Source organism: Streptomyces asiaticus, assembly GCF_018138715.1.
GTDB classification, from domain to species: domain Bacteria; phylum Actinomycetota; class Actinomycetes; order Streptomycetales; family Streptomycetaceae; genus Streptomyces; species Streptomyces asiaticus.
In genome coordinates this window covers 3,644,834-3,667,329 of sequence record NZ_JAGSHX010000006.1, presented here as the reverse complement: position 1 = coordinate 3,667,329, position 22,496 = coordinate 3,644,834, and the positions used below count along the sequence as shown (strand labels likewise).

The following is a 22,496-nucleotide window of genomic DNA, read 5'->3' as shown; positions in this document are numbered from 1 at the left end:
TGCGCGGGCAGAGGGGCCGTGACATCTCCGGATGACATCAGTCGGGCTGTTCGTCGTCCTCGGCTGTCACTGTCTGCAACCGGTCGAGGCGGTCCGGCTGCCGGAGCAGTAGGTCAAGCTGACCAACCGCCTCGATAACGTCCGGGTCCAGCGCTTCGGCGTAGATGTCCAACGTGGTCGAGATCCGGCTGTGCCGCAGAACGGCTTTGACGATCCTCGGGTGCACCCGGAGATGTACCAGCAGCGTGCCGCACGACTTCCTGAGCCCCTTGGGGTTCATCTTGCCGAGCCCGGCGCTTGCTGTGACTCGCTGGACGGTCTGATACAGACAGTCGGCCTGGAGCGGCTGCCCGGTGCGGGTGACGAACACGTGTCCCTCGGGATCGTCCACCCATGGCCGACCGCTCGACAGCGCCCGCTCCCGGAGCCACGCCGTCCGGAGGCGCTGCCACCTGAGCGGTGCGATGCACTGAGCGGGCAGGGGGAGCGGCGCCTTGGACGTCTCGGTCTTGGTCTCCACATCGACCGTGCCTGCGCTCGTTCGCTGTCGCTGCTGCTCGACCCACAGCACGCGTTTCTCCAGGTCGATGTTCTCCCAACGGAGACCGCATATCTCAGCGCGACGCAGCCCGAGAAGCGGGATCAGCAGCAGGGCCGGATAGTAGACCGTCCGCCGCCGCGCCTCGGCGAGGAATCGCAGGACCTTGACCGCGTCCCAGCTTTTGCCGCTATCGGTGGACGCCCGTACGTGGACGAGCTTGGCCACGTTCCGGGTCAGCCCGATGTCTTCCACCATGGCGGCGGTCAGCGACGCCTTGAGGACGCGGTGAGCATGGCGAGCGGTCTTGGCGCCCTTGTCCTCGGCGAGCTTGGTCATGACCGCCCGGAGCTCCTTGACCCCGAGCTTGAGCATCACCTTGCGGCCGAGCCGCGGGTGGAGGTGGAGCCGTACTGCGCTCTCGTACGTCCGATGGCTCCCGTCCGAGAGGCTGGGCTTGACGATGCACGTCAGCCAGTACTCGAACCACTCACCCATGGTCATGTCCCTGGTGGGAGTCGGGACGCCGTTCTGCGCTCGCTCGATCAGCTTCCGGCGCTTGTCGTCGCACTCGTCGTAGGTCTTGCCGTACGCGAACTTGCGCTTGGTGGTGCCGTCAGGCTGCGGCACGTAGACCGCAGCCTGATACCGGCCGTCACTGCGCTTGGTGATCGTCCCCGCACCATTGGGGCGGCGGCGTGCCATCAGTGGTTTTCCTCCATTCGCCTGCGCATGAAGGCAGGAATCTCGGCGGCGGGGATGCGGCGGGCCCTGCCGATGGTGAAGCTGCGCAGTTCGCCGGAACGGATGAGGTTGTAGAGCGTGTCTCGGCCGATCCGCAGTGCTGTCATCGCTTCGCGGGGGGTGAGGGCTTCGGTGGACTCATCAAGGGGCGCGGGTGTGGTCACGGCGCTCAAGGTGGTGTCTCCTCGCGGGATATGCGTCCATGCGTCGAGAGGGCCGATGCGGACTTGCCGGGGCGGGGCCTGCCTCGGGAGTTCGCGTCTGTCCGAAGCGCGGATTTCTGCGTCATTGCGTCATCAGCGTCATTTGGGCTTTTGACCTGCGGTTTTGTGTGACGCAGTGATCAGGGGGTGCGTCATCAGCGCGTCATGGGGTGCGTCATCGCGTGACGCAGATGACGCAGGATGACGCAGAGGTCGCCGCCTGCGTCATGCCTGTATCCGCAGCTCACGGGCTGTTTTTCCGCCTGCATGACGCAGATGACGCAGCGTCTTCCCTCTTAGGACAAAAGAGGGGGTGTCTGTTTGTGGTGAGGTGCGCCTCACAGCGTGAAATAAGGAGCCGCTGCGCGGCGCGCCCATCGGGCGGCGTTCCGCCGAACAGCAAGAGGAGCACGCTCCGCCCCGGGGTGCTCCTCTTGCTTGTCCGGGGAGTGATCGCGTGGTCGCGGGTCAGAACACCGGCTTCTGCTCGTGTGGGGGCGAGGCCGGTTGGCGGGTCATTTCGAGGTAGCGGCCCTCGCTGGTGCGGCCCCAGTCGATGAGGACGCCACGGGCGGCAAGCGTCGGTTGGAGGCGCTTGAGGCGGTCAGAGAGGACCTTTCCCGTGGTCGGCCACCCCTTGGGCAGGGGACGTAGTTCGTCGCCGTTGTAGAGGCGACTGAGGCAGTGCAGCCACTCGGTGGAAGTCATCCGCTGCGCCTCGCCTGGCTCCATGGTGTCCGCATGCTTGAGAACGGTCTGCGCCAGAAGGTCGCCCTCGATCACGTCATCGTTCAGGTCGTCCAGGCTGGCCCGATACGCGGCGAGCGCCCCGAGACCGGTTGCCGCATCGAGCTGCGCACACAGGTGCGCGAAGTCCGCCATCCGCAGGTCCGTGGGGGTCTCCGCCTCAGCGGCGCGGACCTTGACCGTGAGGTCCAGGAGAGATCCGAGAACGACGGGCAGAATGTCCGCGTACTCCGCCCACAGCTCGGCCTCGGTGCGTCGGATGCGGGGCCGCTCCAGACGCAGGGGCAGGAGCCGTTCCGCGAGGTCCGGCCGGATGACGCCGACGTCGATGCCGGTCAGCAGGAGGGGGCGACGGTAGCGGGCGCGGAAGACGTCCCCGTCGGTGAACAGGGCGCGTTTGACGTTCTCGGCTCCGGTGACGATGCAGCACATGGCGTCGGACAGGTCCGGGGTCATGTGGGAGAGGTTGTCCAGGGCCGTGACCCATCCGGCCGCCACTGCCGCGATCAGGTTCTCCTCATCCTTGGGGGCCCGGCGCAGGTCGCCGCTCATTCCCTCGATGATCCTCACGAGCATGCGGCCCCCGGTGGACTTGCCCGCGCCCTGGGGGCCGGTGAGGAAGGGGGCGGGGACGGGCACTGACGGTTCGAGGCAGCCGATGAGCCAGGCGATGGCCAGGCATTCGGTCTCCGCGTTGGCGAAGTTGCACAGCCGCAACAGGAGGTCGATGCCTTTGCCGTTGGTGTCCTTGGCGGGCAGGGGCAGTTCCCCGGTGAGCTGGGTCCGTCGCCAGCACACTTCACGCGGGTCGGGGATGGCGATGTCCCAGCCGGTGGGGTGGATTCGGACCGACTGCCCGTCGTTGCGGCCCAGGTCCAGCCAGGTCGCTCCGTCGAGTCCGGGGGCGACGCGGATGTGGACGGGCTGCACGTCCTCGGTCAGTGCGAGTGCTTCGATCAAGTCCAATGCCTCCTTGAGTGCGGTCCCGTTGAACGCGCCGCGCCCGTCCCTGAACAGGCCGACCATGAGTTCCTGGCGGTGGCTTCCCGTGGTGCCCTGGGAGCGGATGGGTCGGGCCACGGGGTGGCCGTTCTTCTGCGCGTACACGGTCCCGTCGGCGGTGCGGAAGTACCGGAAGTGGGCCTGCGCGTAGTCCGTGATGACCTCGCGGGCCGGGGACTTCTCGTCGTCGGACATGGTCACAGTCCCAACGTGGTGCGGGCGTTGGTCCATGCGTCGGTGCAGTGCCGGGGCGATTCGCCTTTGGCCTGGGCGGCGGTGAACAGTCGCGCGATGTGGGCCTCGGTGAGGCAGCCGCACCGGCCGTGCGTGGAGAGCACGGCGAGGAAGGTCCGGTAGACGGTGGTGTGGATCGCGCTGGTGGCCTCGGTGATGCGCTGCTCGGCCATGGCGATGCCACGGTTCAGGTAGGTGGGCGTGCGGTGAGGGCAGGCCCCTTCCCCGGCCGGTGCGGGTACGGGGATGGCCTGCGGGGCCGACCGGACCGTGGAGGGCTCCTTCACGGCCAGTGCGCGCACGATGTCCGGTAGGGCCGTCATGGTGCCGGTGCCGGTGCCGAGCCACCGGGCGTAGGCCATCGTGGACTTGATGTCCACGCCGTCGCGGACGGCGTTTACGGAGCGCATGGCGCCTCGGTAGATCCAGTGTTCACCGCGGGTCGTCGGCACGGTCCGTGTGGCGGGCAGGGTCTGGCAGGCCCATGCAACGGCTGCGGTGTCATCGAGGTCCACCACGGTCAGCCCGGCACCGCCGGGGTGGTAGGCGACCGTCACGGCCTCCCGCCACGCCGACGCCCACGCGGGCGAGGCGATGACGGACGTGTCGGCGGTGGCGGCGGCCCACGCGTGGCAGGGACCGGGGCACTGGCAGGGGCCCGCTTCCTTCATGTTCGGCCGCCCGCCACAGACGGCCCTGCCGGTCCGGGCGTCCTTCGCGCAGGTGCGACAGTTCCCGAACGGCACCTTGCCCCTGCGCAGGGGCAGCACTGGCAGACCGGCCGCGGCCAGCTCCAGCGCGGTCCGCAGGGGCGAGAGCGTGGCCAGATGAGTGCTGGTCATGCGTGGGAGCTCCCTTCCGGGGCGGGCCGATGTGAGGGGATTTCGGCAAGGACGCGGTCACGCCAGCGCAGGGCGTAGGGCAGGCAGTTGGCGCAGTTCTTGTGCGTGGTGTGGCCGGGGAGGGGCGGGCGCTTGCGGGCGTGGAAGCTCCATGCAGCGGAGTCGGCGGAGGCCAGCAGGTGACCGACGCGTTCCAAGCCGAGGGTTTTGAAGCCGAAGCCGTGGAGCCGGTAGCCGCGAGCGGCCATGGCCGTGACGATCGCGGCACCCTGGGCCGTGGACTGAATACGGCACACGGAGCCAAGGCCCACGGTGGGCTCAGCGCGCAGGTCTACGCCGTAGTACTCGTACAGGTCCGCGCATGCGTGGTACTCGGGGATGGTCCGGCCCTGAAGGCTGGGGATGATCCGCAGGTCGGGAGCCAAAGACCTCAGCTCCAGGAAGTTGTGTACGGTGCGGCGGCGGTGTTCGGCGACGCTGAGGCGGGTCCCGGCGAAGGTTCCGGCGCGGGATGTACCGCCGTTGATAATCAGGTCTTCGCACATCCAGTCCTGTCCGGCTGCCCAGTCGTAGGGGCCGATGTGCTCCCAGATGCGGCGCAGGTCAGTCACGTACTGGCGGGGGGTACGGGTCCAGCGGCCGTGCCGCTGGAGTTCGGTGAAGCCGCCGGAGTCCACGGCGTAGCGGCCGATGGCCCGCAGCGGCTTGACGGCCGAGACAAGGTGCTCGGACTTCAAGAACAGCGGCACTGACGTCTCCCGCAGCCAGTGCTTTTTGTGGGTGGTCAGGTAGAACCGCATGCCCCCGGGGCGCGCGGCTGCGTCCGGGAGCTGCCGCGCCGGGCGCGGGATCACTCGCCGGATCACGGTCGGTTGGGTCATGCTGGATACCTCCAACAGGTCTGTTGAGGACTGGAGACCAGGGCGGCCCCGCTTCATTGGCGTGAGAGGGGGCCGCCCTGGGCCTTACTTGTTCTTGGAGCCGAAGAGCTTGAGGGTGATGCCGCCGACGCCGAGGGGTCCGGCGGTGGCTCCAGCGATGACGGTTGCGGTGTGGGCGGCGACGTCCATCAGCCAGCACAGGGCAGCGGCCAGCCCCCACCCCCCGGCGACGACCGCTCCGGCGATGGCGAACGGGATCAGAACGCGCTGCCAGGGGAAGCCGGTCGGGTCGGTGTCGTTGACGACGATGACGACCGGCTGCCCGGTGGCCTGAGCGCGCTGGAAGACGTCGGCGGGTATGTGCGGGGCCATCTGGCCGGGCGGGGTGTGCTGGCTCATTTCTGGCTCCCTCGGGGTGTACCGCGGGCCCGCGCCGACAGGTGACGCGGGCCCGTGCGGTGGGTGGTGTGCTTGTCGTCTTTCTTGTCGTGTCGCTTGTCGTCTGGCTTGTCGCTTGTCTTGTCTTGTCGCTTGTCGCCTCGCAGGTCACAAGCTGTTTCCGGGCCCCTGGCTCGCCCCGGGGACCCGTTGTTCGGTGCGGGACGACAGGCGACAAGCGATCAGCTCTCGGGGGCCTGCCCGGGGGCGTGCTGGCGGTGGACGTAGCGGGCCTTGGTGCCCTCCCCGACACGCACGGCGGTGCCGTTGTCCGCCCATGTCTTGAGCCAGCCGACGACCGTCTGACGGGTCGTGCCGTGGGTGTCGGCGAGCGCGCGGGCGATGGCGGATGCTCCGGTGCCCTCGGTGCCAGCGGCGAGCAGCAGCGCGAGCGCTTCCCGCTGCGCCGGACTGTCCTGCCCGCCCCGCAGCGCGGACAGGTTCAGCCCACCCCGTTCGGCCGGGGAGGCGTCAGAGTCGGGGGCGGTGGCGAACTGGGCGTCGATCTCGGCCCGGAAACGGCGCAGCATCGCGTCCTCCGACGCGTCCTGCCCGCTGTCCTGCTCGTCCCGCAGCGCGGACAGCCTCAGCCCCTGCCCGGCAGGAGCGTTGTCGGTGCCCTGATCGGTGCGGGGGGTGTGGTCGCGCATCCATCCGATGCGGTCGGTGTCCCAGCGGCGGGCGTAGGCGGGCCCGGCTGCCTTGGCGGACAGCGTGTCCAGGACGGGGTGCCGGTCGGATGTGGCGGCGATGATCTCCCGGATCTGGTTCGGCAGGACGCGCCAGGTCTTGAACAGCGCGGCCGGGGACTCCGGGGTGCCCATGAACCCCGAGCCCTTGTAGGGGGCTTGGTCCACGCGCAGGCCGCGGGTGCCGGGGAACATCTTGCTCAGGTCCATGCCCTCGGTCTCGCCACCGGTCAGGGCAACGCGGACCTTGGCTTCCCGGCGGATCATCAGGTTGCCCAGGACGCTGCCGGTAGCTCCCAGCGCGGTCAGCACGGTGCGCAGGCCCATCGCGCGGGCGATCCGGATGACTTCCAGGATCTTCTCGCCGAGCTTGCGCATCCGCCGGTCGGTGCTGGCCAGGATCTCCGCGCCCTCATCGATGACGAGCATGATCTGAGGGATGGCCGGGCTGATCGGCAGCAGGTCGGTGTTCGCCTTGGCGAGCAGGTCCTGGTAGCCCATCTTGCGCTGCTTGGCGACCCGTACCGCCGCGTCCAGCATGGTCACGGCTTCCTCGTAGGTACCGGCGAGCCAGTCCACCCCCGGCCGCACGGGCTTGCCCTCGGGGTGGCTGATCTCGCCGTTGAGGGCGGGCAGGACCCAGGGCAGGCCCGCGGAACCGGCGTTGAGGTCGATCACCCAGGTCAGCATGTCCTCGGCGCGGGCGAATCCGGCGAGGATCGCATGCACCATGTTGGTCTTGCCCGATCCGGTCGGGCCGACGACCAGCGCGCACTGTTCCCGCAGGTACGCGCGGATCTGCTCGGCGTTGGTCCGGTAGCCCCACGGGATGCCCGTCAGCACCGACAGCGGCCCGTAGTCAGCCGGGTAGGTCCGCTCCTCTTCCAGGACGTTGACCGTGGTCACGTCCATGATGGTCCGGCCCTGGTGGATGCCGGGGCCGGCGGTGGCGGTGCAGCCGTGCGGCAGCCGGGCATCAGCGGAGAGCTGCACGGAGTACTGAGCGATGCGGTCGTAGGTGACGCCGCCCTGCGGTTCCAGGTCCAGGGAGTACCCGGCACCGGTCTCCCACTTCTCCACGCCGAGCACGCGCACGGTGATGTTGCAGATCCGCCGGATCCGCTCCACCCATTCCGCGGCGATCTCCCGCCGCTCCGCGGAGAGTTCCTGCGCGATCTGCCGCTGCTCGGCCGCGATAGCTTCCTCCTCGCGGGCCTCCTCGAACAGGGCGGTGGACCGTGCGGCAGCGCCGATCCCGACCCCGATCGTGGCCAGCGACCCCAGAGCGGCCCAGGTCAGCGGGCCGTGGGTCATGGCCCACGTGGTCCACCCGGCCCCGACGAGCCAGGAGGCGGCGCGGGTGGCCAGGGTGCGGCCAGCGTTGCGCACGCGCAGCCCCACGACGGTGTGACCCAGGGCGCCAGCGGCTCCGACCGCGAGTGCCCAGGTGGGGGGCATGGAGGTGGCGGCGCCGGTGGTGGCAACGGCGAAGGCTCCGGTGGTCGCGGACAGGGCGCCGGTCACGGGTCCGTGACCGGCAGCCCAGTCCAGCACCGGGCCACTGCTCTGCTGTTTGGCGGTGGCGGTGGCGCTCATCTCAGACGTTCCAGCCCTTCTCTGCCTGGTGGCCGTTGCGGGGGTCCTCGTGGCGGGCGATGTCCTGCGCGTGGACCTGCCGGAACAGCGGGCCCATGTCCTCGGCGACGGCGACGGTGCTCATCAGGGCGCCGAAGATGTCGTTGAAGCCGGACGCGACCTCCTTCTCCAGCGGGAACTCGCTGTCGGAGCGCTCGGCGAGGATCTTCATCACGTTCGCCACGCTGGTCAGCGCGGCCGGGAGCCCTTCGACCATGGCCAGGATCTCCATGGCGTTGTCGGGGTCGTAGGAGTGGGCGGCCTGCTCCATCTCGGCCGCGGTCTCTTCGAACTGGAAACCGGACACGTGCTCTCCTTCACTCACCTGGGGTGTGGTGCCGGTGGGAACCTTGGCCGCGGGCCGCTCCACGCTGTCCGCGACCTCTTCCGTGCCGTCCTCGGCTGCCTCCGCGTCGGCCGCCTCCTCCTGCTCCCGCAGGTTCCGGCGGGTAGCTTCGTCCCGTGCCGCGCGCTGCTCGGCCGCGGTGAGGACCAGGCGCCGGTACAGGCGGCGCCCCGGGTGCATCAGCCCCGGAATGCCGAGCTTGCGGCCGAGCGGGGTGGTCAGGCAGCCCAACAGACCCACCGGCAGGGCGAGCAGGGCCGCCATCAGGCGACGCCCGTGGAAGCGGGCCGCGGACCGCCGCAACGCCCGTCGGGCAGCCTTCCGGGCCGGGGCCTTACGGACCGCCGCGCGCTGCGCCGCCACATCGGCGCCGGTCTTGGCATCCCGCCGGGCGCGATTGTGGGCGATGGCCGCATCCCGCCCGGCACGGGCCTTACGGACGGCACCGCCCAGCAGGCCACCACCGGAGCTCCCGCGCTTGCCCAGCCGGTTGTTACCGGAGGCGGCTTTGGCGTTGCGGCGGGCGTCGGCGACCGCGCGGCGGGCCGCGGTGGTCTGCGCCCGCTGGTCCGCGCGGGATCCGGCCGCGGCCTGCTGCGAGGCCCGCAGCCCCCGTATCTGCCCGACCCTGCCAGCGCTCTTTCCCGCGCCGCTGGCCGAGTGCCTGGACGCGGCGTGTCCGGGCTTGCCGAGTGTCTTGCCGCTGGTGGACGTACCACCATGGCGTGCGGCGGGGCGGTTGCCGGATCGGTTCCGGCCCGGCATACCGCCCGTGCGGCCCGTACGAGAGCCACCCGAACGGCTCCCCATCCGGCCACCGCTGAACGTGCCGCTGCGGTGCAGGCCCGCGGTGCGGGCAGCGGCATATCCGGCCGTGCGGGCGGCGGTCCGGCGGGCGTCCCGGCGGGGGTTGGGCTTGCGGGAGCGGGCGGCGGCCACCGTGGCCAGGACCACGGCGCCGGTGGCGGCGACCATGGCGCCGACCGGCCCGCCCACCAGACCGGCAGACGCGACCGCGCCGATCGTGGTGTTCGCGCCGGTCATCGCCAGCGGCACCACCGGCCACCCGCCCGGCGTGTGCTCCACCCCGACCGCGGCCGGTGTGGGGGCCGGGGCGGGCGTCGGCTCAGGCGGTTTCTCGACCGGCGGCGCGGTAACGGCCTGCGGGGCCGCTACCGCTTCGGTGCTGGTGTCGGTCATGCTGACAGCACTCCTTGTCTGAAGGGAGGGCAGAGCCCGGACGCACGCTTTGGCCGGCCGCGTCCGGGCGACTGCTGAAACTTGCTGCTCAGAGCCCGTTGGGCTCCAGCGAGAAGAACATGACGTTGGCGTCCGACAGCTCCGGGTGCGCCTGCGTGATCTCCTTGCGCAGCACCTCGTAGAGGTCGGCCCGGGTGTCACCGGGACGGGGCGTGAAGGTGTTGGCGAACGTCGCGCTGATGAAGCCCCCACCGTGCGGCTTCTGGAGGGTGAGGATGAAGTGGTGCGAGCCCTGCTGCTGAGCGGCCGGGCCAGTGGTCTGCTGAGTCTTGGTGGTCACAGGTGACACTCCTGGTCGAGTTCGGGTTGATCAGGCGGCGCGCTGTTCGTCGGGGTAGGCGCAGGTCACGCACAGGCCGAGGGAGGTCGGGATGCAGTACCCGGCATCGGTGCGGCAGGCGGGGCAGGTGCGGCGGGCGAGCATCGCCGCGGCGAGCGCCGCGGACTTCGCGGCCGTCATCGGCCGGACGGGCTTGGCCTGGTCCAGCCGGTACAGGAACGCGACCTGCGTCCCACCGGCACGGCGGTTGGCCCGCATGACCTGCGCTGCGATCGGCTGCCCACCGGGCCGTAAGCCCCGTGCCCGTAACTGGCGCCTCGTGGCCAGCCCATCCGGCGCCAGGCGCCACGGGAAGGTGGGGATGCCGTAGCGGGCGCCGGAAGGGTCGTAGCACTTGCCGAACGCCGGGGACATCAGACCGCCACCGCCTCACGCACGCGGTCATGGCCGGTGGCCTGGGGGTCGGATCCCTGGTCCCGCAGACGCTGGTAGACCTTGTGGACATAGGAGGTGGAACGGGTGGACTTCCGGGCCGCCTCCGTGATCGTCTCCCCCATCACCCAGCACGTGCGGATGACGTTCAGCGCCTCATCCGCGGGCAGCTTCTCCGTCTCCGCGGCATCGTCCTCGGCCGAGGTGGAAACTGGGGGGACAGTGAGCTCATACACCCGCCGGTCACCACAGATGACCAGCGGCGACCGCTCTACTGTTGCCGGGACCGGCACAGCAGCCGGAGCCGGGGCAGGGGGCGCGGGGACCGGGGTGGACACCGGGGGGACAGGGGCGGATTCCACCGGGGCGTCCACCGCTTCCACCTCGGCGCGCAGTTCGGCGATTTTGTCGAGGATCGCGCGGCGGTAGTGGGTGATCGCTTCGGCCAGAACGATCAGGAGGACAGGGGGGATGGAGTGGAGCACCAGCCCCGCCGGATCCACCAGCCGGGGAACACCGAACGCGCTCCCCTCCGGCCACAGCGAGCCCCAGCAGTTCATGACCCACGTGCCCAGACCGGCGAACCAGCGCAGCCCGGACGCCCAGCCGGAGGGGGTCACGCCGTACTCCGACAACCGGCCATCCACGATCAGAACGGCCCCGAGAGCGACCGCGACCATGGGGTCCAGCAGCCAGGCGATCCAGGGCGAGACCTCGTGCCGGATGGCGAACATCGTGACGTTGGTCGCGGTGAACGCGAGCGCCACCACGGCCACCAGCACCAGGACCGTCGTCAGCCCCGACTGGAGCCGGTTCAGCGCGGCGATCTGGACGCGCGGCGGGGCGGACCTGCCGTTCACCGGTCGGCCTCCCCGCTCGGCTTCGTGCTGCGCGGGTCACCCGCCGTGCGGTAGCCGGTCGGCGGGTTCTTGGCGAGCTGCTTGCGGAGGTAGGGCGTGATCCACCCGATGGCCCAGCCGGTGGGGTCGGAGAGAACACCCTCGATCGCGACGACCACGTCCATGGCCCGGTTGTCGAGGACTTCACGGAACCGGTCGGTGTCACCGAACGTGGCCGGGAACGGGATGCGGAGCGCTTCGAGGACGGCACGCAGCAGGTCAGCAACGTCCTCGGGCAGCGGGCCGGGGTTGGCATTCGTGGTCGACATCTCCGGGGCGCTCACGCTCCCACCCCCGACGTACTCACCGTGGCGGTACGGTTCGAGAGCTCCCGCCGGGCGGCCAGCACCCGGCGGCGGGCCCGGCGGATGCGGCGGGCGTCCAGCTCGGACACCGGCCGGTCAAGCGTCATGATCTGCACGTCCAGCAGCTCAACCTCGGCCGTGATGACGGGCATTTCAAGCGCGATGGCGTTCAGCTCAGCGGCTGTCGGCTCGCGGTCGGACAGGTCGGCGGTAACAACCGCCTGAAGTGCACCGATGTGCTTCATGGGTCGTGGTTCCTTCCAGGGTTGAACGGCCCGAAAGCGGCTCCGGTGTTGCAGCACCGGAGCCGCGCGCCGTTGAAGTCGGTAGATCCGGCTCCCCACACCCCGCCCGTACGGCACCGCACACAAGCGGCCCGGACGGACGGAGGAGGCAACCGGCCGCGGCTCTAGGGGCCGCGAACAAGTTGGGTTGCGCTGTTCCTCACGCGGGGGTCGGACCCGCGTGGCCGCCTACTTGGCCGAGGAGAGGCGGCGTGATCCCCATTCAGTTGTCAATGAACGAGCGCTTCCTTTGGGCCCGTTTCACGGGGCCCTCCGGGCGCGTTTTTGCAGGTCATGCAGGAGCCATCCAGCCCCCTTTCCGGGGTCCGGCTGGCGTTGCGATTCCAGATTGACCTAGGTCAATCTGGATGTCAAGGCGCTTCGCCGAACCAGGGATTGACCTAGGACAGCTACGCTCGTGACATGGAGCTAAGCCCTGACGCGCCCAAGCCGACGGCCAAGGAGATCGCCGCGAAGTTCCGCGAGGACATCGCGAACGAGGTCTACGGGCCGGGGGACCGGCTGCCCGCAGCCCGTGGGCTCGCGAAACAGCTCGGTGTCCAGCTCATGACCGTGCAGAGTGCTTATGGACAGCTCCGGTCCGAGGGGCTGGTCATCACCCAACAGGGGCGCGGAACGTTCGTCCGCGATCCTGCTGTGCCCCTCGGCACCGAATCCGGCAGCAGCCCCGCGTTCACCGCGCTGGCGTCGGAACTCAGCACGATTCACGAGACCCTCCGACAGCTTGGTGATCGGCTTGACCGCCTGGAGCGGCTTGTCGAGGGCAACGGGACTCCGCCCGCTCAATGAGCGTGTTGGTGCGGCTCAGCAGGTTCTCCGCTGTCGCTCGTGCCGTGCGCAGACTCGCTTCGATCAATGCGAATTCGGCGGCGGTCATGCCCAGTTCAGTGATGCGGTGCTCGTTGCTCCCTGACATGCCAATGAGCATGTGGGTGCCAACGCAAAAGGACCCGGACAGACTGTCCGGGTCCGATTTCTTTGCAGGTCAGGCGGGTTGACGAGTTCTCAGGTGACCGTCTCGTCCGCCGCGTCGAGCACGGCAGGCCAGGGCAGCTCACGGCCGGACGGTGCCTCGCGCGGCTCGTACAGCGGCCAGACCTCCGGTCCGTACACAAGCCGTACGTCTGCCTCGCGGAGGGCGGCGAGATACCCGCGCCATGCGGGATGCCGGGCGTGCGCCGCGTTGACGCGAGGGAAGACGATGACCGGTAGGCCGACGGTGCCGATCGCTTCGCAGACCTGCGTGAGCGCTTGATTGTCGGCAATGCCGGCCGCCAGCTTGGCGACGGTGTTCGCGCTCGCTGGGGCAACGACGTAACAGTCCACTTGGGGGTGCGGCCGAGCCTCACCTGGCAACCGGGGCGCGTCCCGTACGGGGAGCCCTGTCACCTTCTCCAGTCGCTCGACTTCGCCGATGGTTCGCAGCCACTCACCCGCAGTCGGCGTCAGCGTCACGGCCACCTGCCAGCCGCGCGCCATCGCGGGCTCGACCAGACCCGTGCGAAGGGACTCCACCCCGCCGGCACCCGAGGCGACGACCCCGAGGACTCCGCGCGCCTTCGTACTCACTGCACCGCCTTGCATCGCTGGGCCATCGCGAACAGCTCGGACGAGCGAGCGCCCCCGGTGACCGGGGCCTGTTTGATCAGGTCTCGCAGCGTCTCCCGCACACGAGGATTGTTGCGCACGAGCTGTGGCGACGTGCCTTCGGCGGTCCGCAACTCGGTGAAGGCATCGTCTCCCTTGCCTGCCAGCGTGAGCGCGCGAGCGAAGTCGATGCGGTGGGATACGCCGCGTTCCGGCGGCATGTGGTCCACGTCGATGTCCCCGTGCTCCACGACGTACGAGACGTTCTCAAGGTCGAGTTCCGCCGACAGCCTGTGCAGCACGACGTTCGTCGGCCCGAAGCTGGTCTGCCAGTGATTCTCATCCGAGCCGAGTCGGTTTGCCAGCGTCTCGGCTCGGCCCAGCAGGTTCGTTGTGGTCGCCCGGTCCTGGTGGCGGGCCGCCGCGATGGCTGCCCGCAGGTGGATCATCCCGAGCAGACTCAGCGCGGCCGGGTCATCCTCTTCTATGCGTGACGACAGCCATACCGCCGTGGTCTCGCCCAGCTCCATGGCGTCGTCGTATCGGCCGTTGGCCAGCAGTGCATGCGTGCCCGAGCGGGCCGCCGACGCCAGAACGAGGGGATCACCCGACTCGTCCGCGGCCCGCATGGCGCGCTCGGCCGCGAGCCACGAGATATCGGATTCGCCGATCTTCGCGAGCGTGGTCGCGGCGAGATGGTGAGTACGAGCGGAGACGGCCCAGCAGTCGCGCCGCTCCTCCGGCGAGCGTGCGGCCCGGTCCTCTAGCTCCTGGGCGGTCTGGAGGAGACCGGGGAGCGCGGCCACCACCTTGCCGAGGTGGCCGGTCTGGTAGTCGTTCCAGCGCTGCTCAACGATCGGGACGACTGGGCCCGGCACCGGTAGCTGCGCCTCGGCCTCCGGCCCGAAGAGCAGCCGAGAGAGGCGGCGGGGGCTCATGAGCGCGTCGCGCACGGCGGGGACGTCGTCCTGCTGCTTCTCGTCCTCCAGCAGCGACGGCTGCCCGATCAGGTCTCCGAGCGGCACCCGCAGGACGCGTGCCAGCTCGCCGAGCTTGTCGATACGGGGCGGCTTCCGGCGGCCCCGCTCCACCTTGGCCAGCCAATCTGTGCTGTGGCCTACGAGCCCGGCCAAGACCTCTTGGGTGTAGCCGCGACGGTTGCGGTAGAAGGCGATCCGTTCCCCGATGCTGAGGTGATCTCCAAGACCACGCATTGCGTGCTGCCTCCAGGCGAGTAGGGGCGTTGCTCACGGTACAGATCCGCCCAGGGGGCGGACAGGCGATCTGTCTGCTCTCTCGGCGTGAAGCCAGCATGAGCAGCGCAACGGGCAGCACCCCGGACATTGTGTCCGGGGTGCTGCGGTCATACGTTTGGGCATCCACTACGGCGATAGGCACTGGTCAGCCACAATGGACGGGCTCTGCCCGATCCGCGCGGCGGGGCCTGCCCTGACATCCACGGCTGACATCAACGGCGACGGGACCCCACCGACAATGACCGACACCAGCCGACACCGGCCCATGGGAAGTGGCCTAGGTCACCCTGCTCTATGGACCGGATGCGAAAATGGGATGATGTCGATATGAAGGGACGCGTCCTTGTCGTCGACGACGACACCGCACTGGCAGAGATGCTCGGCATCGTGCTGCGCGGCGAAGGCTTTGAACCGTCGTTCGTGTCGGACGGCGACAAGGCTCTTGCCGCCTTCCGTGAGACCAAGCCCGATCTTGTGCTGCTCGATCTGATGCTGCCCGGACGGGACGGCATCGAGGTGTGCCGGCTGATCCGGGCCGAGTCCGGGGTGCCGATCGTCATGCTCACGGCCAAGAGCGACACGGTCGATGTGGTGGTCGGGCTCGAGTCCGGGGCGGATGACTACATCGTCAAGCCGTTCAAGCCGAAGGAGCTGGTGGCCCGGATCCGGGCGCGGCTGAGGCGTTCCGAGGAGCCGGCGCCGGAGCAGTTGGCCATCGGCGATCTGGTGATCGACGTGGCGGGGCACTCGGTGAAGCGGGACGGCCAGTCGATAGCGCTGACGCCGCTGGAGTTCGATCTTCTGGTGGCGCTGGCCCGTAAGCCGTGGCAGGTGTTCACCCGTGAGGTGCTGCTGGAGCAGGTGTGGGGCTATCGGCATGCCGCCGACACCCGGCTGGTGAATGTGCATGTGCAGCGACTGCGGTCGAAGGTCGAGAAGGACCCGGAGCGGCCGGAGATCGTCGTGACCGTGCGCGGTGTCGGCTACAAGGCCGGGCCCAGCTGAGATGACCGGTGGTACGGCGCCGCAGCCCGGTGATCCGGGCGGCGGGGCTCCGGAGGGTGCCCGGATGGGGCGGCCCGACCCGGCGGGTGAGATACCGCTGCTGCGCAGGTTGTGGAGCGGCGGGCATCTGCTGCCCGACGGGGCGTCCGGAGGGCCGGCCCACCCGGTGATCCGGCTGTTCGGCCGGTGGGTGCGCCGTCCGCTGCTGCCCGCTGCCCGGCTGTGGCGGCGGAACATCCAGCTGCGAGTGGTGGCCACCACGCTGCTGATGTCGCTCGGTGTGGTGCTGCTGCTGGGCCTGGTGGTCATCGGGCAGGTGCGCAACGGTCTGCTGGACGCCAAGCGCCATGCGGCGCAGGGCCAGGCGGTCGGCGGGTTCGAGGTGGCCGAGCAGATGGCCGACCGCAAGAGTGACAACCGTGGCCAGGACGGGGCCGGTGCCGGTGCCGGTGCCCAGGACTCCGGTGCCTGGCTGAACGCGCTGGTGGAGCAGCTCGCCAGCGGCGGCAAGGGCGCCTATTCGGTGGTGGCGCTCAGCTCCGACTCCGGCGAGACGCCCTACGTGGCCAGCCGGGGGCCGCGAGCCTCCGGCGATGTGCAGCCGGACAGTGTGCCCACCGATCTGCGCCGTCGGGTGGACGAGGGCCGCACGGCGCCGTACGAGCGCTACGGAAAGATCGTGCACGCGGGCTCCGGGGACGCCGAGCCCGCGCTGATCATCGGCAAGCGTCTGGACGACAACAACGGCGACGCGTACCAGCTGTATTACCTCTTCCCGTTCACCCAGGAGGAGAAGTCCCTGAGCCTGGTCAAGGGCACCCTGGCCACGGCCGGGGTGTTCGTGGTGGTGCTGCTCGGGGCCATCGCCTGGGTGGTGGTCAGGCAGGTCGTGACGCCCGTGAGGATGGCGGCGGGGATCTCCGAGCGGCTGGCGGCCGGACTGCTCCAGGAGCGGATGAAGGTCACCGGGGAGGACGACATCGCCCGACTGGGCGAGTCGTTCAACAAGATGGCGCAGAACCTCCAGCTCAAGATCCAGCAGCTGGAGGAGCTCTCCCGGATGCAGCGCCGCTTCGTCTCCGATGTCTCCCATGAGCTGCGCACCCCGCTGACGACCGTAAGGATGGCGGCGGACGTCATCCATGAGGCGCGTGAGGACTTCGATCCGATCACCGCGCGCTCGGCCGAGCTGCTGTGGGGCCAGGTCGACCGCTTCGAGTCGCTGCTCAGCGATCTGCTGGAGATCAGCCGGTTCGACGCGGGCGCGGCCGCGCTGGAGGCCGAGCCGATCGATCTGCGCGATGTGGTGCACCGGGTGGTGGACGGGGCCGAGCCGCTCGCCGAGGCCAAGTGCACCCGCATCCTGGTGCGGGGCGCCGAGGCGCCGGTGATCGCCGAGGCGGACCCCCGGCGCGTCGAGCGGGTGCTGCGGAATCTGGTGGTCAACGCCGTGGAGCACGGTGAGGGCCGCGATGTGGTCGTGCGGCTCGCGACGGCGGGCGGTGCGGTGGCCGTCGCGGTGCGGGACTACGGCGTCGGGCTCAAGCCCGGCGAGGCGACGCGGGTGTTCAACCGCTTCTGGCGGGCCGATCCGGCCCGTGCGCGTACCACCGGCGGCACCGGCCTGGGCCTGTCGATCGCGGTGGAGGACGCGCGGCTGCACGGCGGCTGGCTCCAGGCGTGGGGCGAACCCGGCGGCGGTTCGCAGTTCCGGCTGACGCTGCCGCGCACCGCGGGCGATGTGCTGCGCGGTTCGCCGATCCCGCTGGAGCCCGAGGACTCCCGGCGTAACCTCCGTCCGAGTGATGCCGTGGGCCCGCAGCCCGCGGCGGAGCGGCTGGCGGCGGTGCCCGCGCAGCCGCGGTCCGCGCTGCCCGCCGACACCGCGGCGCCGTCCGCCGATCCGACGGCCTTGCCGGGCAATGGGGCCCGGGTGGTGCGTGGCACCCCGGAGACGCCGTCCGACGGCCCGCGGGGCGGCCAGGAGCCGTCCGCCCGGCCGACACCATCGAACGAAGGGGAGGGCCGCCCCCGTGGGCGCTGACCGTGCCGACTGTCGCCGTTTCCGCCGCCGTGTGCGCCGCCCGGGCGGCCGGGGCCTGAGCGCGCCCGTGCTGCTGGCCTGTGGCGCCCTGCTGCTGTCCGGCTGTGCCTCGATGCCCGACAGCGGCGATGTGCGGCGGGTGGACTCCTCACCGCGCTCCGACGTCGACTCGCAGGTGCGGGTGTACGGGGTGAGCCCGGGCAAGGGCGAGCAGCCCGCCGAGCTGGTCTCCGGCTTCCTGGAGGCCACGACGAGCGACGAGGAGAACTTCGGCACGGCGAAGGAGTACCTGACCAAGAGCGCGGTCAAGCGGTGGCAGCCCTTCGCGGCCACCACCGTGCTGGACCAGGCGCCTGACGTGCGGGTGGAGACGGACCCGGGCGACCGGGACGGTAACGGTAAGACGGTCGTGCTGTCGGGCAAGCGGATCGCCCTCGTGGACGAGACCCACGCCTACAAGCCCGATGAGCAGCCGTACGAGGAGCGCATCCATCTCACCCTGAGCGGGTCCGAGTGGCGGATCGACGGGCCGCCGCGGGGGCTGATCCTCGGCGAGTCCGACTTCCAGCGGATCTACCGCTCGGTCAACAAGTACTACTTCGCCGATCTCGGCCCGGACGCGGAGGATTCGAAGGCCGGGGACAACGTGCTGGTGGCCGATCCGGTCTATGTGCGGCGCCGTATCGACCCGGTGACCGCGACCGTCAAGGCGCTGCTGGACGGCCCCACGGGGTGGCTGGAGCCGGTGGTCAGCAGCTCCTTCCCGCGCGGTGCGGCGCTCGGCCGCCGGGACGAGCGGCTGTCGCTGGACGACTCGAACGCGCTGAAGATCCGGCTGAACGAACGGGCCGCGCAGATCAGCGCGGCGCGCTGTGCCCGGATGGCGGCGCAGACGCTGTTCACGGTCCAGGATCTGGGCGAGGGATCGTCCCAGGTCAGCGGGGTTCGGCTGGAGCGGCAGAACGGTTCGGAGCTATGTGCCCTCTCCAGTGACGCGGCGCGGGCCTACGCCCCGGACGGGGTCGAGGGCCATCCGCGGCACCAGTACTTCGTGGACTCCGAGCACCGGATGGTCCGGCTGTCCGACGACGAGGACCGGCCACAGCCCGTTCCGGGGCCGTTCGGCGCCGATGACGCGGGACTGGGCTCGGTGGCGGTCTCCCGCGACGAGCGGGACGCGGCGGGGGTCACCGCCGACGGCTCGGCGCTGCATGTGACCGAGCTCACGTCGGACGCCGATCGCGGCAAGGTGCGGGTGCGCAGCCGGGGCGGCAGCGTGGAGAACGGTCTGACGGCGCCGAGCTGGGACGGGCTGGGTGGTCTGTGGGTGGCCGACCGGGATCCGCGGCAGCCGAGGCTGCTGCGGCTGCGGGGCGGCACCGGACCGGCGGACGAGGTGCGGCTGCCCGAGCTGGACGGTGGCCGGATCACGGCGCTGCGGGTGTCCGCGGACGGCTCCAGGATCGCGATGCTGGTCAAGCGGTCCGGCCACACCACGCTGCGGCTCGGCCGGATCGAGCGGCGGGGCACCGCGGACGCCCCGAAGCTGTCGGTGGGGGCGCTGCGGGCGGTCGCGCCGAAGCTGGAGGACGTGGACGCCTTCTCCTGGGCCGGGGACAGCCGGCTGGTGGTCGCGGGCCGGGAGTCGGACGGGGTGCAGCAGCTCCAGTACGTGGAGTCCGACGGCTCCCCGGCGAACGTCCCGGAGGTGCCGGGGCCGAACGGTGTGCAGTCGATCGGCGCCTCGGAGGACCAGACCCGCCCGCTGATCGCCGAGACCAGGGAGAACGGCATCGTCCGGCTGCTGCCGAACACCGACTGGAAGACCGTGGACCAGGACGGCTCGGCTCCGGTCTACCCCGGCTAGGTCTGCCCCGGCTGGGTCTGCCCCGGCTGGGCTGGGCCCGTAGGGGCGGCTCTTAGGCCAGGACACCGATCGGGGGTGGCTGGTTGTCCACATGTGCGCGGTTGTCCACAAGGGGTGGCGCGGTGGCCCGACCGCCGGGACAGTGGTGTTCATGCGGGGCTGGTGGCAGGAGATCTCCGATCTGGTGCTGCCGGCCGACTGCGCCGGATGCGGTCGGCCAGGCGGCACGTTGTGTGACCGTTGTCGTGGAGCGCTGCGGGGGACCGGGGCGCGCCGGGTGGAGCCGAGCCCGGCGCCGCCTGGGCTGCCGGTGGTCCACGCGGCGGTGGATTACGTGGACGAGGCGCGGGCCGTGCTGCTCGCGCACAAGGAGCGGGGAGCGCTCCGGCTGGCGCGGCCGCTGGGCGAGACGCTGGCGAGAGCCGTGCGGGCGGCCTGCCCCGGCGGCGGGCCCGGTGCGGGGCCCCGAGGGCGGGCGGCCGTGGGATCGGGCGCGGTCTGCGGGGCGAGACCGGGTACGAGACCCGGTGCCGGGCCGGGGGTGAGACCTCGCGGAGGGCCGCTGCTGCTGGTGCCGGTGCCGTCGGCTCGGCGCTCGGTGGGCGCCCGGGGGCATGACCCGGCCCGGCGGATCGCGCTCGCCGCGGCGAGCGTGCTGCGCGCCGACGGGCGCCCGGCGAGGGTCCCGGCCGTGCTGTGCCAGCGGCGCCGGGTGACCGACCAGTCGGGGCTGGACGCGCGGCAGCGGCGGGCGAATGTGACCGGGGCGCTGGGTGCGGTCCCCGGCGGCGGACGGCTGCTGGTGGCGGGCCCCGTAGTGGTGGTGGACGATCTGATGACCACAGGAGCCTCGCTCGCGGAGGCGGCGCGGGCGGTGACGGCGGCCGGAGGGCTGGTCATCGGCGCGGCCGTGGTCGCAGCACCTCTGACGGCCGCCAACCGGAACTGATGACGAAGCCACATCGTTGCAGGCAGTAAGCGTGGCAAAGCACCTGATCGGAGGTACGGGCCGGTAGGGGGTGCCGACTTCCGACCGGTCGAGCTATGTTCGGTTGTGAGGAATGGCGGGTGCTATGACTCACTCATCCGCTTGGCGTGTTTTGCCTGCATTCTGGTGAGGCTTGGAACAAATGGGATTGAGATCGTCCCCGTGGGAAGGAGGAGTCGAAAGCGCCAAGCCGGTGGCTCCGGAAGACGCCGGAGCCAAGTGCACAAGGGATGACGCTCCGATATTGACTGGAGCTACCCGGGAACGGAGTTCTGCGTGGACATCGTCGTCAAGGGCCGTAAAACTGAGGTGCCCGAGCGGTTCCGGAAGCACGTGGCCGAGAAGCTGAAGCTGGATAAGATCCAGAAGCTCGACGGCAAGGTGATCAGCCTCGACGTCGAGGTGTCCAAGGAGCACAACCCGCGGCAGTCCGACCGCGCCGACCGAGTGGAGATCACACTTCGCTCGCGTGGCCCGGTGATCCGGGCGGAGGCCGCCGCGGCCGATCCGTACGCAGCGCTGGACCTGGCGGCCAGCAAGCTGGAGGCACGGATGCGCAAGCAGCACGACAAGCGCCATACCCGCCGGGGCAACGGTCGCATTCCGGCCAGCGACGTGGCCATCACCGTGCCCAACGCGGCGCGCATCAACGGGCATGGGGATATCGCCCCCCAGCGCACGGCGGAGACCGTCCCCACCACCCGGATGGGCCCCCTGGAAGTCCAGGGCGAGGGCCCCCTGGTGGTCCGGGAGAAGACTCACGCCGCGGCTCCCATGTCGCTCGACCAGGCTCTCTACGAGATGGAGCTGGTCGGGCACGACTTCTATCTGTTCGTCGACTCCGACACCAATCGACCCAGCGTCGTCTACCGGCGGCATGGTTATGACTACGGGGTGATTCATCTTCAGCCGGAAGCGTTCGTCGGAGAGGCAGCCGGCGGCGCCGGTGGCGCACTCGGTGGCTGACCGAGAAATTCAGCCGAATCCAGCCTGACACGTAAGTGGTGCCCCGGAGCGCCTGCGCGCCCCCCGGGGCACCTCCGTGCGACCACGGCGGGACCATTCCGCCGTCCGGGCATGAAATCATGGCCCGGCGGCCAACCGGTGTACCGAAAGCACCGGTTGACGCCAGACCGAGTGCACCCAAGGTGCGGACCGTAAGGGCCATGGCCTTCAGGGGGAGGAACGATGGCGGACAGCTTCGGGCCCGTGTCCGACGCCGGTGAAGACCATGGCGTCGGTCCGGACGGGGGCGAGCCGCGCGGCGAACCGCGCAAGGAGCCGATTCGGGTCCTCGTCGTGGACGACCACGCGCTCTTCCGGCGTGGATTGGAGATCGTCCTGGCCCAGGAGGAGGACATCCAGGTCGTCGGCGAGGCGGGGGACGGGGCCGAGGCCGTGGACAAGGCGGCGGATCTGCTGCCGGACATCGTCCTGATGGATGTGCGGATGCCCAAGCGCGGGGGGATCGAGGCGTGCACCGCCATCAAGGAGGTGGCACCCAGCGCCAAGATCATCATGCTGACGATCAGCGATGAGGAAGCCGATCTCTACGACGCGATCAAGGCAGGGGCCACGGGCTATCTGCTGAAGGAGATCTCGACCGACGAGGTCTCGACCGCGATCCGGGCGGTGGCGGACGGCCAGTCGCAGATCAGCCCGTCGATGGCGGCCAAGCTGCTGACCGAGTTCAAGTCGATGATCCAGCGCACCGACGAGCGGCGGCTGGTGCCCGCGCCCCGGCTCACCGACCGGGAGCTGGAGGTGCTCAAGCTGGTGGCGACCGGAATGAACAACCGGGACATCGCCAAGGAGCTGTTCATCAGCGAGAACACCGTGAAGAACCACGTGCGCAACATTCTGGAGAAATTGCAGCTGCACTCCAGGATGGAGGCCGTGGTGTACGCGATGCGGGAGAAGATCCTCGAGATCAGGTGAGGGTTACGCCTCGCCCGGAGCCCGGAGCCCG

The 22,496-nt window shown here is 70.2% G+C and carries 22 protein-coding genes; 7 read left to right on the top strand and 15 right to left on the bottom strand.

What is annotated here, in order from left to right; all coding sequences use genetic code 11:
* Positions 1-37 precede the first annotated feature (37 nt).
* The 13 genes from KHP12_RS22850 to KHP12_RS22790 form a co-directional block, all read right to left on the bottom strand.
* Positions 38-1,243: a tyrosine-type recombinase/integrase gene (locus KHP12_RS22850; RefSeq protein ID WP_211833624.1), complete on the bottom strand. Its 1,206-nt coding sequence runs from the start codon at positions 1,241-1,243 to the stop codon at positions 38-40.
* Positions 1,243-1,446 carry a helix-turn-helix domain-containing protein gene (locus KHP12_RS22845; RefSeq protein ID WP_307819103.1) on the bottom strand — a complete coding sequence of 68 codons (204 nt, stop codon included), beginning with the start codon at positions 1,444-1,446 and terminating at the stop codon, positions 1,243-1,245. Before KHP12_RS22845 ends, KHP12_RS22850 begins: the two co-directional genes overlap by 1 nt.
* Before the next feature lie 507 nt (positions 1,447-1,953).
* Entirely contained in the window at positions 1,954-3,429 is a 1,476-nt protein-coding gene (locus tag KHP12_RS22840) for an AICE element replication initiation protein (RefSeq protein WP_211834896.1), read from the bottom strand.
* Positions 3,430-3,431: 2 nt separating this feature from the next.
* Positions 3,432-4,310 (bottom strand): bifunctional DNA primase/polymerase, encoded by an 879-nt coding sequence (locus tag KHP12_RS22835; protein WP_211833621.1) that lies wholly within the window; start codon positions 4,308-4,310, stop codon positions 3,432-3,434.
* Positions 4,307-5,191, bottom strand: coding sequence for a deazapurine DNA modification protein DpdA family protein (locus KHP12_RS22830; RefSeq protein ID WP_211833614.1), 885 nt, complete (start codon positions 5,189-5,191; stop codon positions 4,307-4,309). Before KHP12_RS22830 ends, KHP12_RS22835 begins: the two co-directional genes overlap by 4 nt.
* An 84-nt stretch (positions 5,192-5,275) precedes the next feature.
* On the bottom strand, positions 5,276-5,590 hold the full coding sequence (locus KHP12_RS22825; RefSeq protein ID WP_211833612.1) for a hypothetical protein: 315 nt from the start codon (positions 5,588-5,590) through the stop codon (positions 5,276-5,278).
* Positions 5,591-5,811: 221 nt separating this feature from the next.
* Positions 5,812-7,914 (bottom strand): hypothetical protein, encoded by a 2,103-nt coding sequence (locus KHP12_RS22820; protein ID WP_211833610.1) that lies wholly within the window; start codon positions 7,912-7,914, stop codon positions 5,812-5,814.
* 1 nt (position 7,915) lies between these two features.
* Entirely contained in the window at positions 7,916-9,499 is a 1,584-nt protein-coding gene (locus KHP12_RS22815) for a hypothetical protein (RefSeq protein WP_211833608.1), read from the bottom strand.
* A gap of 88 nt (positions 9,500-9,587) precedes the next feature.
* Complete coding sequence (locus KHP12_RS22810; protein ID WP_211833606.1) at positions 9,588-9,839, bottom strand: hypothetical protein; 252 nt, start codon at positions 9,837-9,839, stop codon at positions 9,588-9,590.
* A gap of 30 nt (positions 9,840-9,869) precedes the next feature.
* Entirely contained in the window at positions 9,870-10,253 is a 384-nt protein-coding gene (locus KHP12_RS22805; RefSeq protein ID WP_211833604.1) for an RRQRL motif-containing zinc-binding protein, read from the bottom strand.
* The gene (locus KHP12_RS22800) at positions 10,253-11,131 is read right to left on the bottom strand and encodes a hypothetical protein (protein WP_211833602.1); all 879 of its coding nucleotides are present in this window, start codon (positions 11,129-11,131) and stop codon (positions 10,253-10,255) included. Before KHP12_RS22800 ends, KHP12_RS22805 begins: the two co-directional genes overlap by 1 nt.
* Positions 11,128-11,454, bottom strand: a complete 327-nt coding sequence (locus tag KHP12_RS22795) for a hypothetical protein (RefSeq protein ID WP_211833600.1) — start codon at positions 11,452-11,454, stop codon at positions 11,128-11,130. Before KHP12_RS22795 ends, KHP12_RS22800 begins: the two co-directional genes overlap by 4 nt.
* Positions 11,451-11,720, bottom strand: coding sequence for a DUF6284 family protein (locus KHP12_RS22790; protein WP_211833598.1), 270 nt, complete (start codon positions 11,718-11,720; stop codon positions 11,451-11,453). The genes KHP12_RS22795 and KHP12_RS22790 overlap by 4 nt, the downstream gene beginning before the upstream one ends.
* 462 nt (positions 11,721-12,182) lie before the next feature.
* On the opposite strand from KHP12_RS22790, the gene KHP12_RS22785 reads away from it, so the two are divergent.
* A complete protein-coding gene (locus KHP12_RS22785; protein WP_020870841.1) occupies positions 12,183-12,569 on the top strand; it encodes a GntR family transcriptional regulator in 387 nt (128 codons plus the stop codon).
* A gap of 216 nt (positions 12,570-12,785) precedes the next feature.
* On the opposite strand, the gene KHP12_RS22780 is transcribed toward KHP12_RS22785, so the two are convergent.
* Both KHP12_RS22780 and KHP12_RS22775 read right to left on the bottom strand, forming a co-directional pair.
* Positions 12,786-13,349 (bottom strand): flavoprotein, encoded by a 564-nt coding sequence (locus KHP12_RS22780; protein WP_308016953.1) that lies wholly within the window; start codon positions 13,347-13,349, stop codon positions 12,786-12,788.
* Positions 13,346-14,581, bottom strand: coding sequence for a helix-turn-helix domain-containing protein (locus KHP12_RS22775; protein WP_211833594.1), 1,236 nt, complete (start codon positions 14,579-14,581; stop codon positions 13,346-13,348). Before KHP12_RS22775 ends, KHP12_RS22780 begins: the two co-directional genes overlap by 4 nt.
* A gap of 369 nt (positions 14,582-14,950) precedes the next feature.
* On the opposite strand from KHP12_RS22775, the gene mtrA reads away from it, so the two are divergent.
* The 6 genes from mtrA to KHP12_RS22745 all read left to right on the top strand — a co-directional run bounded on the left by mtrA (position 14,951) and on the right by KHP12_RS22745 (position 22,465).
* Positions 14,951-15,628 (top strand): two-component system response regulator MtrA, encoded by a 678-nt coding sequence (mtrA, locus tag KHP12_RS22770; protein WP_014061181.1) that lies wholly within the window; start codon positions 14,951-14,953, stop codon positions 15,626-15,628.
* A 64-nt stretch (positions 15,629-15,692) separates the two neighbouring features.
* On the top strand, positions 15,693-17,672 hold the full coding sequence (gene mtrB, locus KHP12_RS22765) for an MtrAB system histidine kinase MtrB (protein ID WP_211833592.1): 1,980 nt from the start codon (positions 15,693-15,695) through the stop codon (positions 17,670-17,672).
* Positions 17,662-19,539 (top strand): LpqB family beta-propeller domain-containing protein, encoded by a 1,878-nt coding sequence (locus tag KHP12_RS22760; RefSeq protein WP_208653193.1) that lies wholly within the window; start codon positions 17,662-17,664, stop codon positions 19,537-19,539. The genes mtrB and KHP12_RS22760 overlap by 11 nt, the downstream gene beginning before the upstream one ends.
* 151 nt (positions 19,540-19,690) lie before the next feature.
* Positions 19,691-20,488, top strand: coding sequence for a ComF family protein (locus KHP12_RS22755; RefSeq protein WP_086884841.1), 798 nt, complete (start codon positions 19,691-19,693; stop codon positions 20,486-20,488).
* A 315-nt stretch (positions 20,489-20,803) separates the two neighbouring features.
* Positions 20,804-21,493, top strand: coding sequence for a ribosome hibernation-promoting factor, HPF/YfiA family (hpf, locus tag KHP12_RS22750; protein ID WP_037954739.1), 690 nt, complete (start codon positions 20,804-20,806; stop codon positions 21,491-21,493).
* Between the two features lie 222 nt (positions 21,494-21,715).
* On the top strand, positions 21,716-22,465 hold the full coding sequence (locus KHP12_RS22745; protein WP_014061176.1) for a response regulator: 750 nt from the start codon (positions 21,716-21,718) through the stop codon (positions 22,463-22,465).
* Positions 22,466-22,496: the final 31 nt, after the last annotated feature.

What these genes read in the sequence shown, in the direction of transcription:
- KHP12_RS22850 (WP_211833624.1), bottom strand. Translation starts at nt 1,243, where the DNA reads ATGGCACGCCGCCGCCCCAATGGTGCGGGGACGATCACCAAGCGCAGT.
- KHP12_RS22840 (WP_211834896.1), bottom strand. Translation starts at nt 3,429, where the DNA reads ATGTCCGACGACGAGAAGTCCCCGGCCCGCGAGGTCATCACGGACTAC.
- KHP12_RS22835 (WP_211833621.1), bottom strand. Translation starts at nt 4,310, where the DNA reads ATGACCAGCACTCATCTGGCCACGCTCTCGCCCCTGCGGACCGCGCTG.
- KHP12_RS22830 (WP_211833614.1), bottom strand. Translation starts at nt 5,191, where the DNA reads ATGACCCAACCGACCGTGATCCGGCGAGTGATCCCGCGCCCGGCGCGG.
- KHP12_RS22825 (WP_211833612.1), bottom strand. Translation starts at nt 5,590, where the DNA reads ATGAGCCAGCACACCCCGCCCGGCCAGATGGCCCCGCACATACCCGCC.
- KHP12_RS22820 (WP_211833610.1), bottom strand. Translation starts at nt 7,914, where the DNA reads ATGAGCGCCACCGCCACCGCCAAACAGCAGAGCAGTGGCCCGGTGCTG.
- KHP12_RS22815 (WP_211833608.1), bottom strand. Translation starts at nt 9,499, where the DNA reads ATGACCGACACCAGCACCGAAGCGGTAGCGGCCCCGCAGGCCGTTACC.
- KHP12_RS22805 (WP_211833604.1), bottom strand. Translation starts at nt 10,253, where the DNA reads ATGTCCCCGGCGTTCGGCAAGTGCTACGACCCTTCCGGCGCCCGCTAC.
- KHP12_RS22790 (WP_211833598.1), bottom strand. Translation starts at nt 11,720, where the DNA reads ATGAAGCACATCGGTGCACTTCAGGCGGTTGTTACCGCCGACCTGTCC.
- KHP12_RS22785 (WP_020870841.1), top strand. Translation starts at nt 12,183, where the DNA reads ATGGAGCTAAGCCCTGACGCGCCCAAGCCGACGGCCAAGGAGATCGCC.
- KHP12_RS22775 (WP_211833594.1), bottom strand. Translation starts at nt 14,581, where the DNA reads ATGCGTGGTCTTGGAGATCACCTCAGCATCGGGGAACGGATCGCCTTC.
- mtrA (WP_014061181.1), top strand. Translation starts at nt 14,951, where the DNA reads ATGAAGGGACGCGTCCTTGTCGTCGACGACGACACCGCACTGGCAGAG.
- mtrB (WP_211833592.1), top strand. Translation starts at nt 15,693, where the DNA reads ATGGGGCGGCCCGACCCGGCGGGTGAGATACCGCTGCTGCGCAGGTTG.
- KHP12_RS22755 (WP_086884841.1), top strand. Translation starts at nt 19,691, where the DNA reads ATGCGGGGCTGGTGGCAGGAGATCTCCGATCTGGTGCTGCCGGCCGAC.
- KHP12_RS22745 (WP_014061176.1), top strand. Translation starts at nt 21,716, where the DNA reads ATGGCGGACAGCTTCGGGCCCGTGTCCGACGCCGGTGAAGACCATGGC.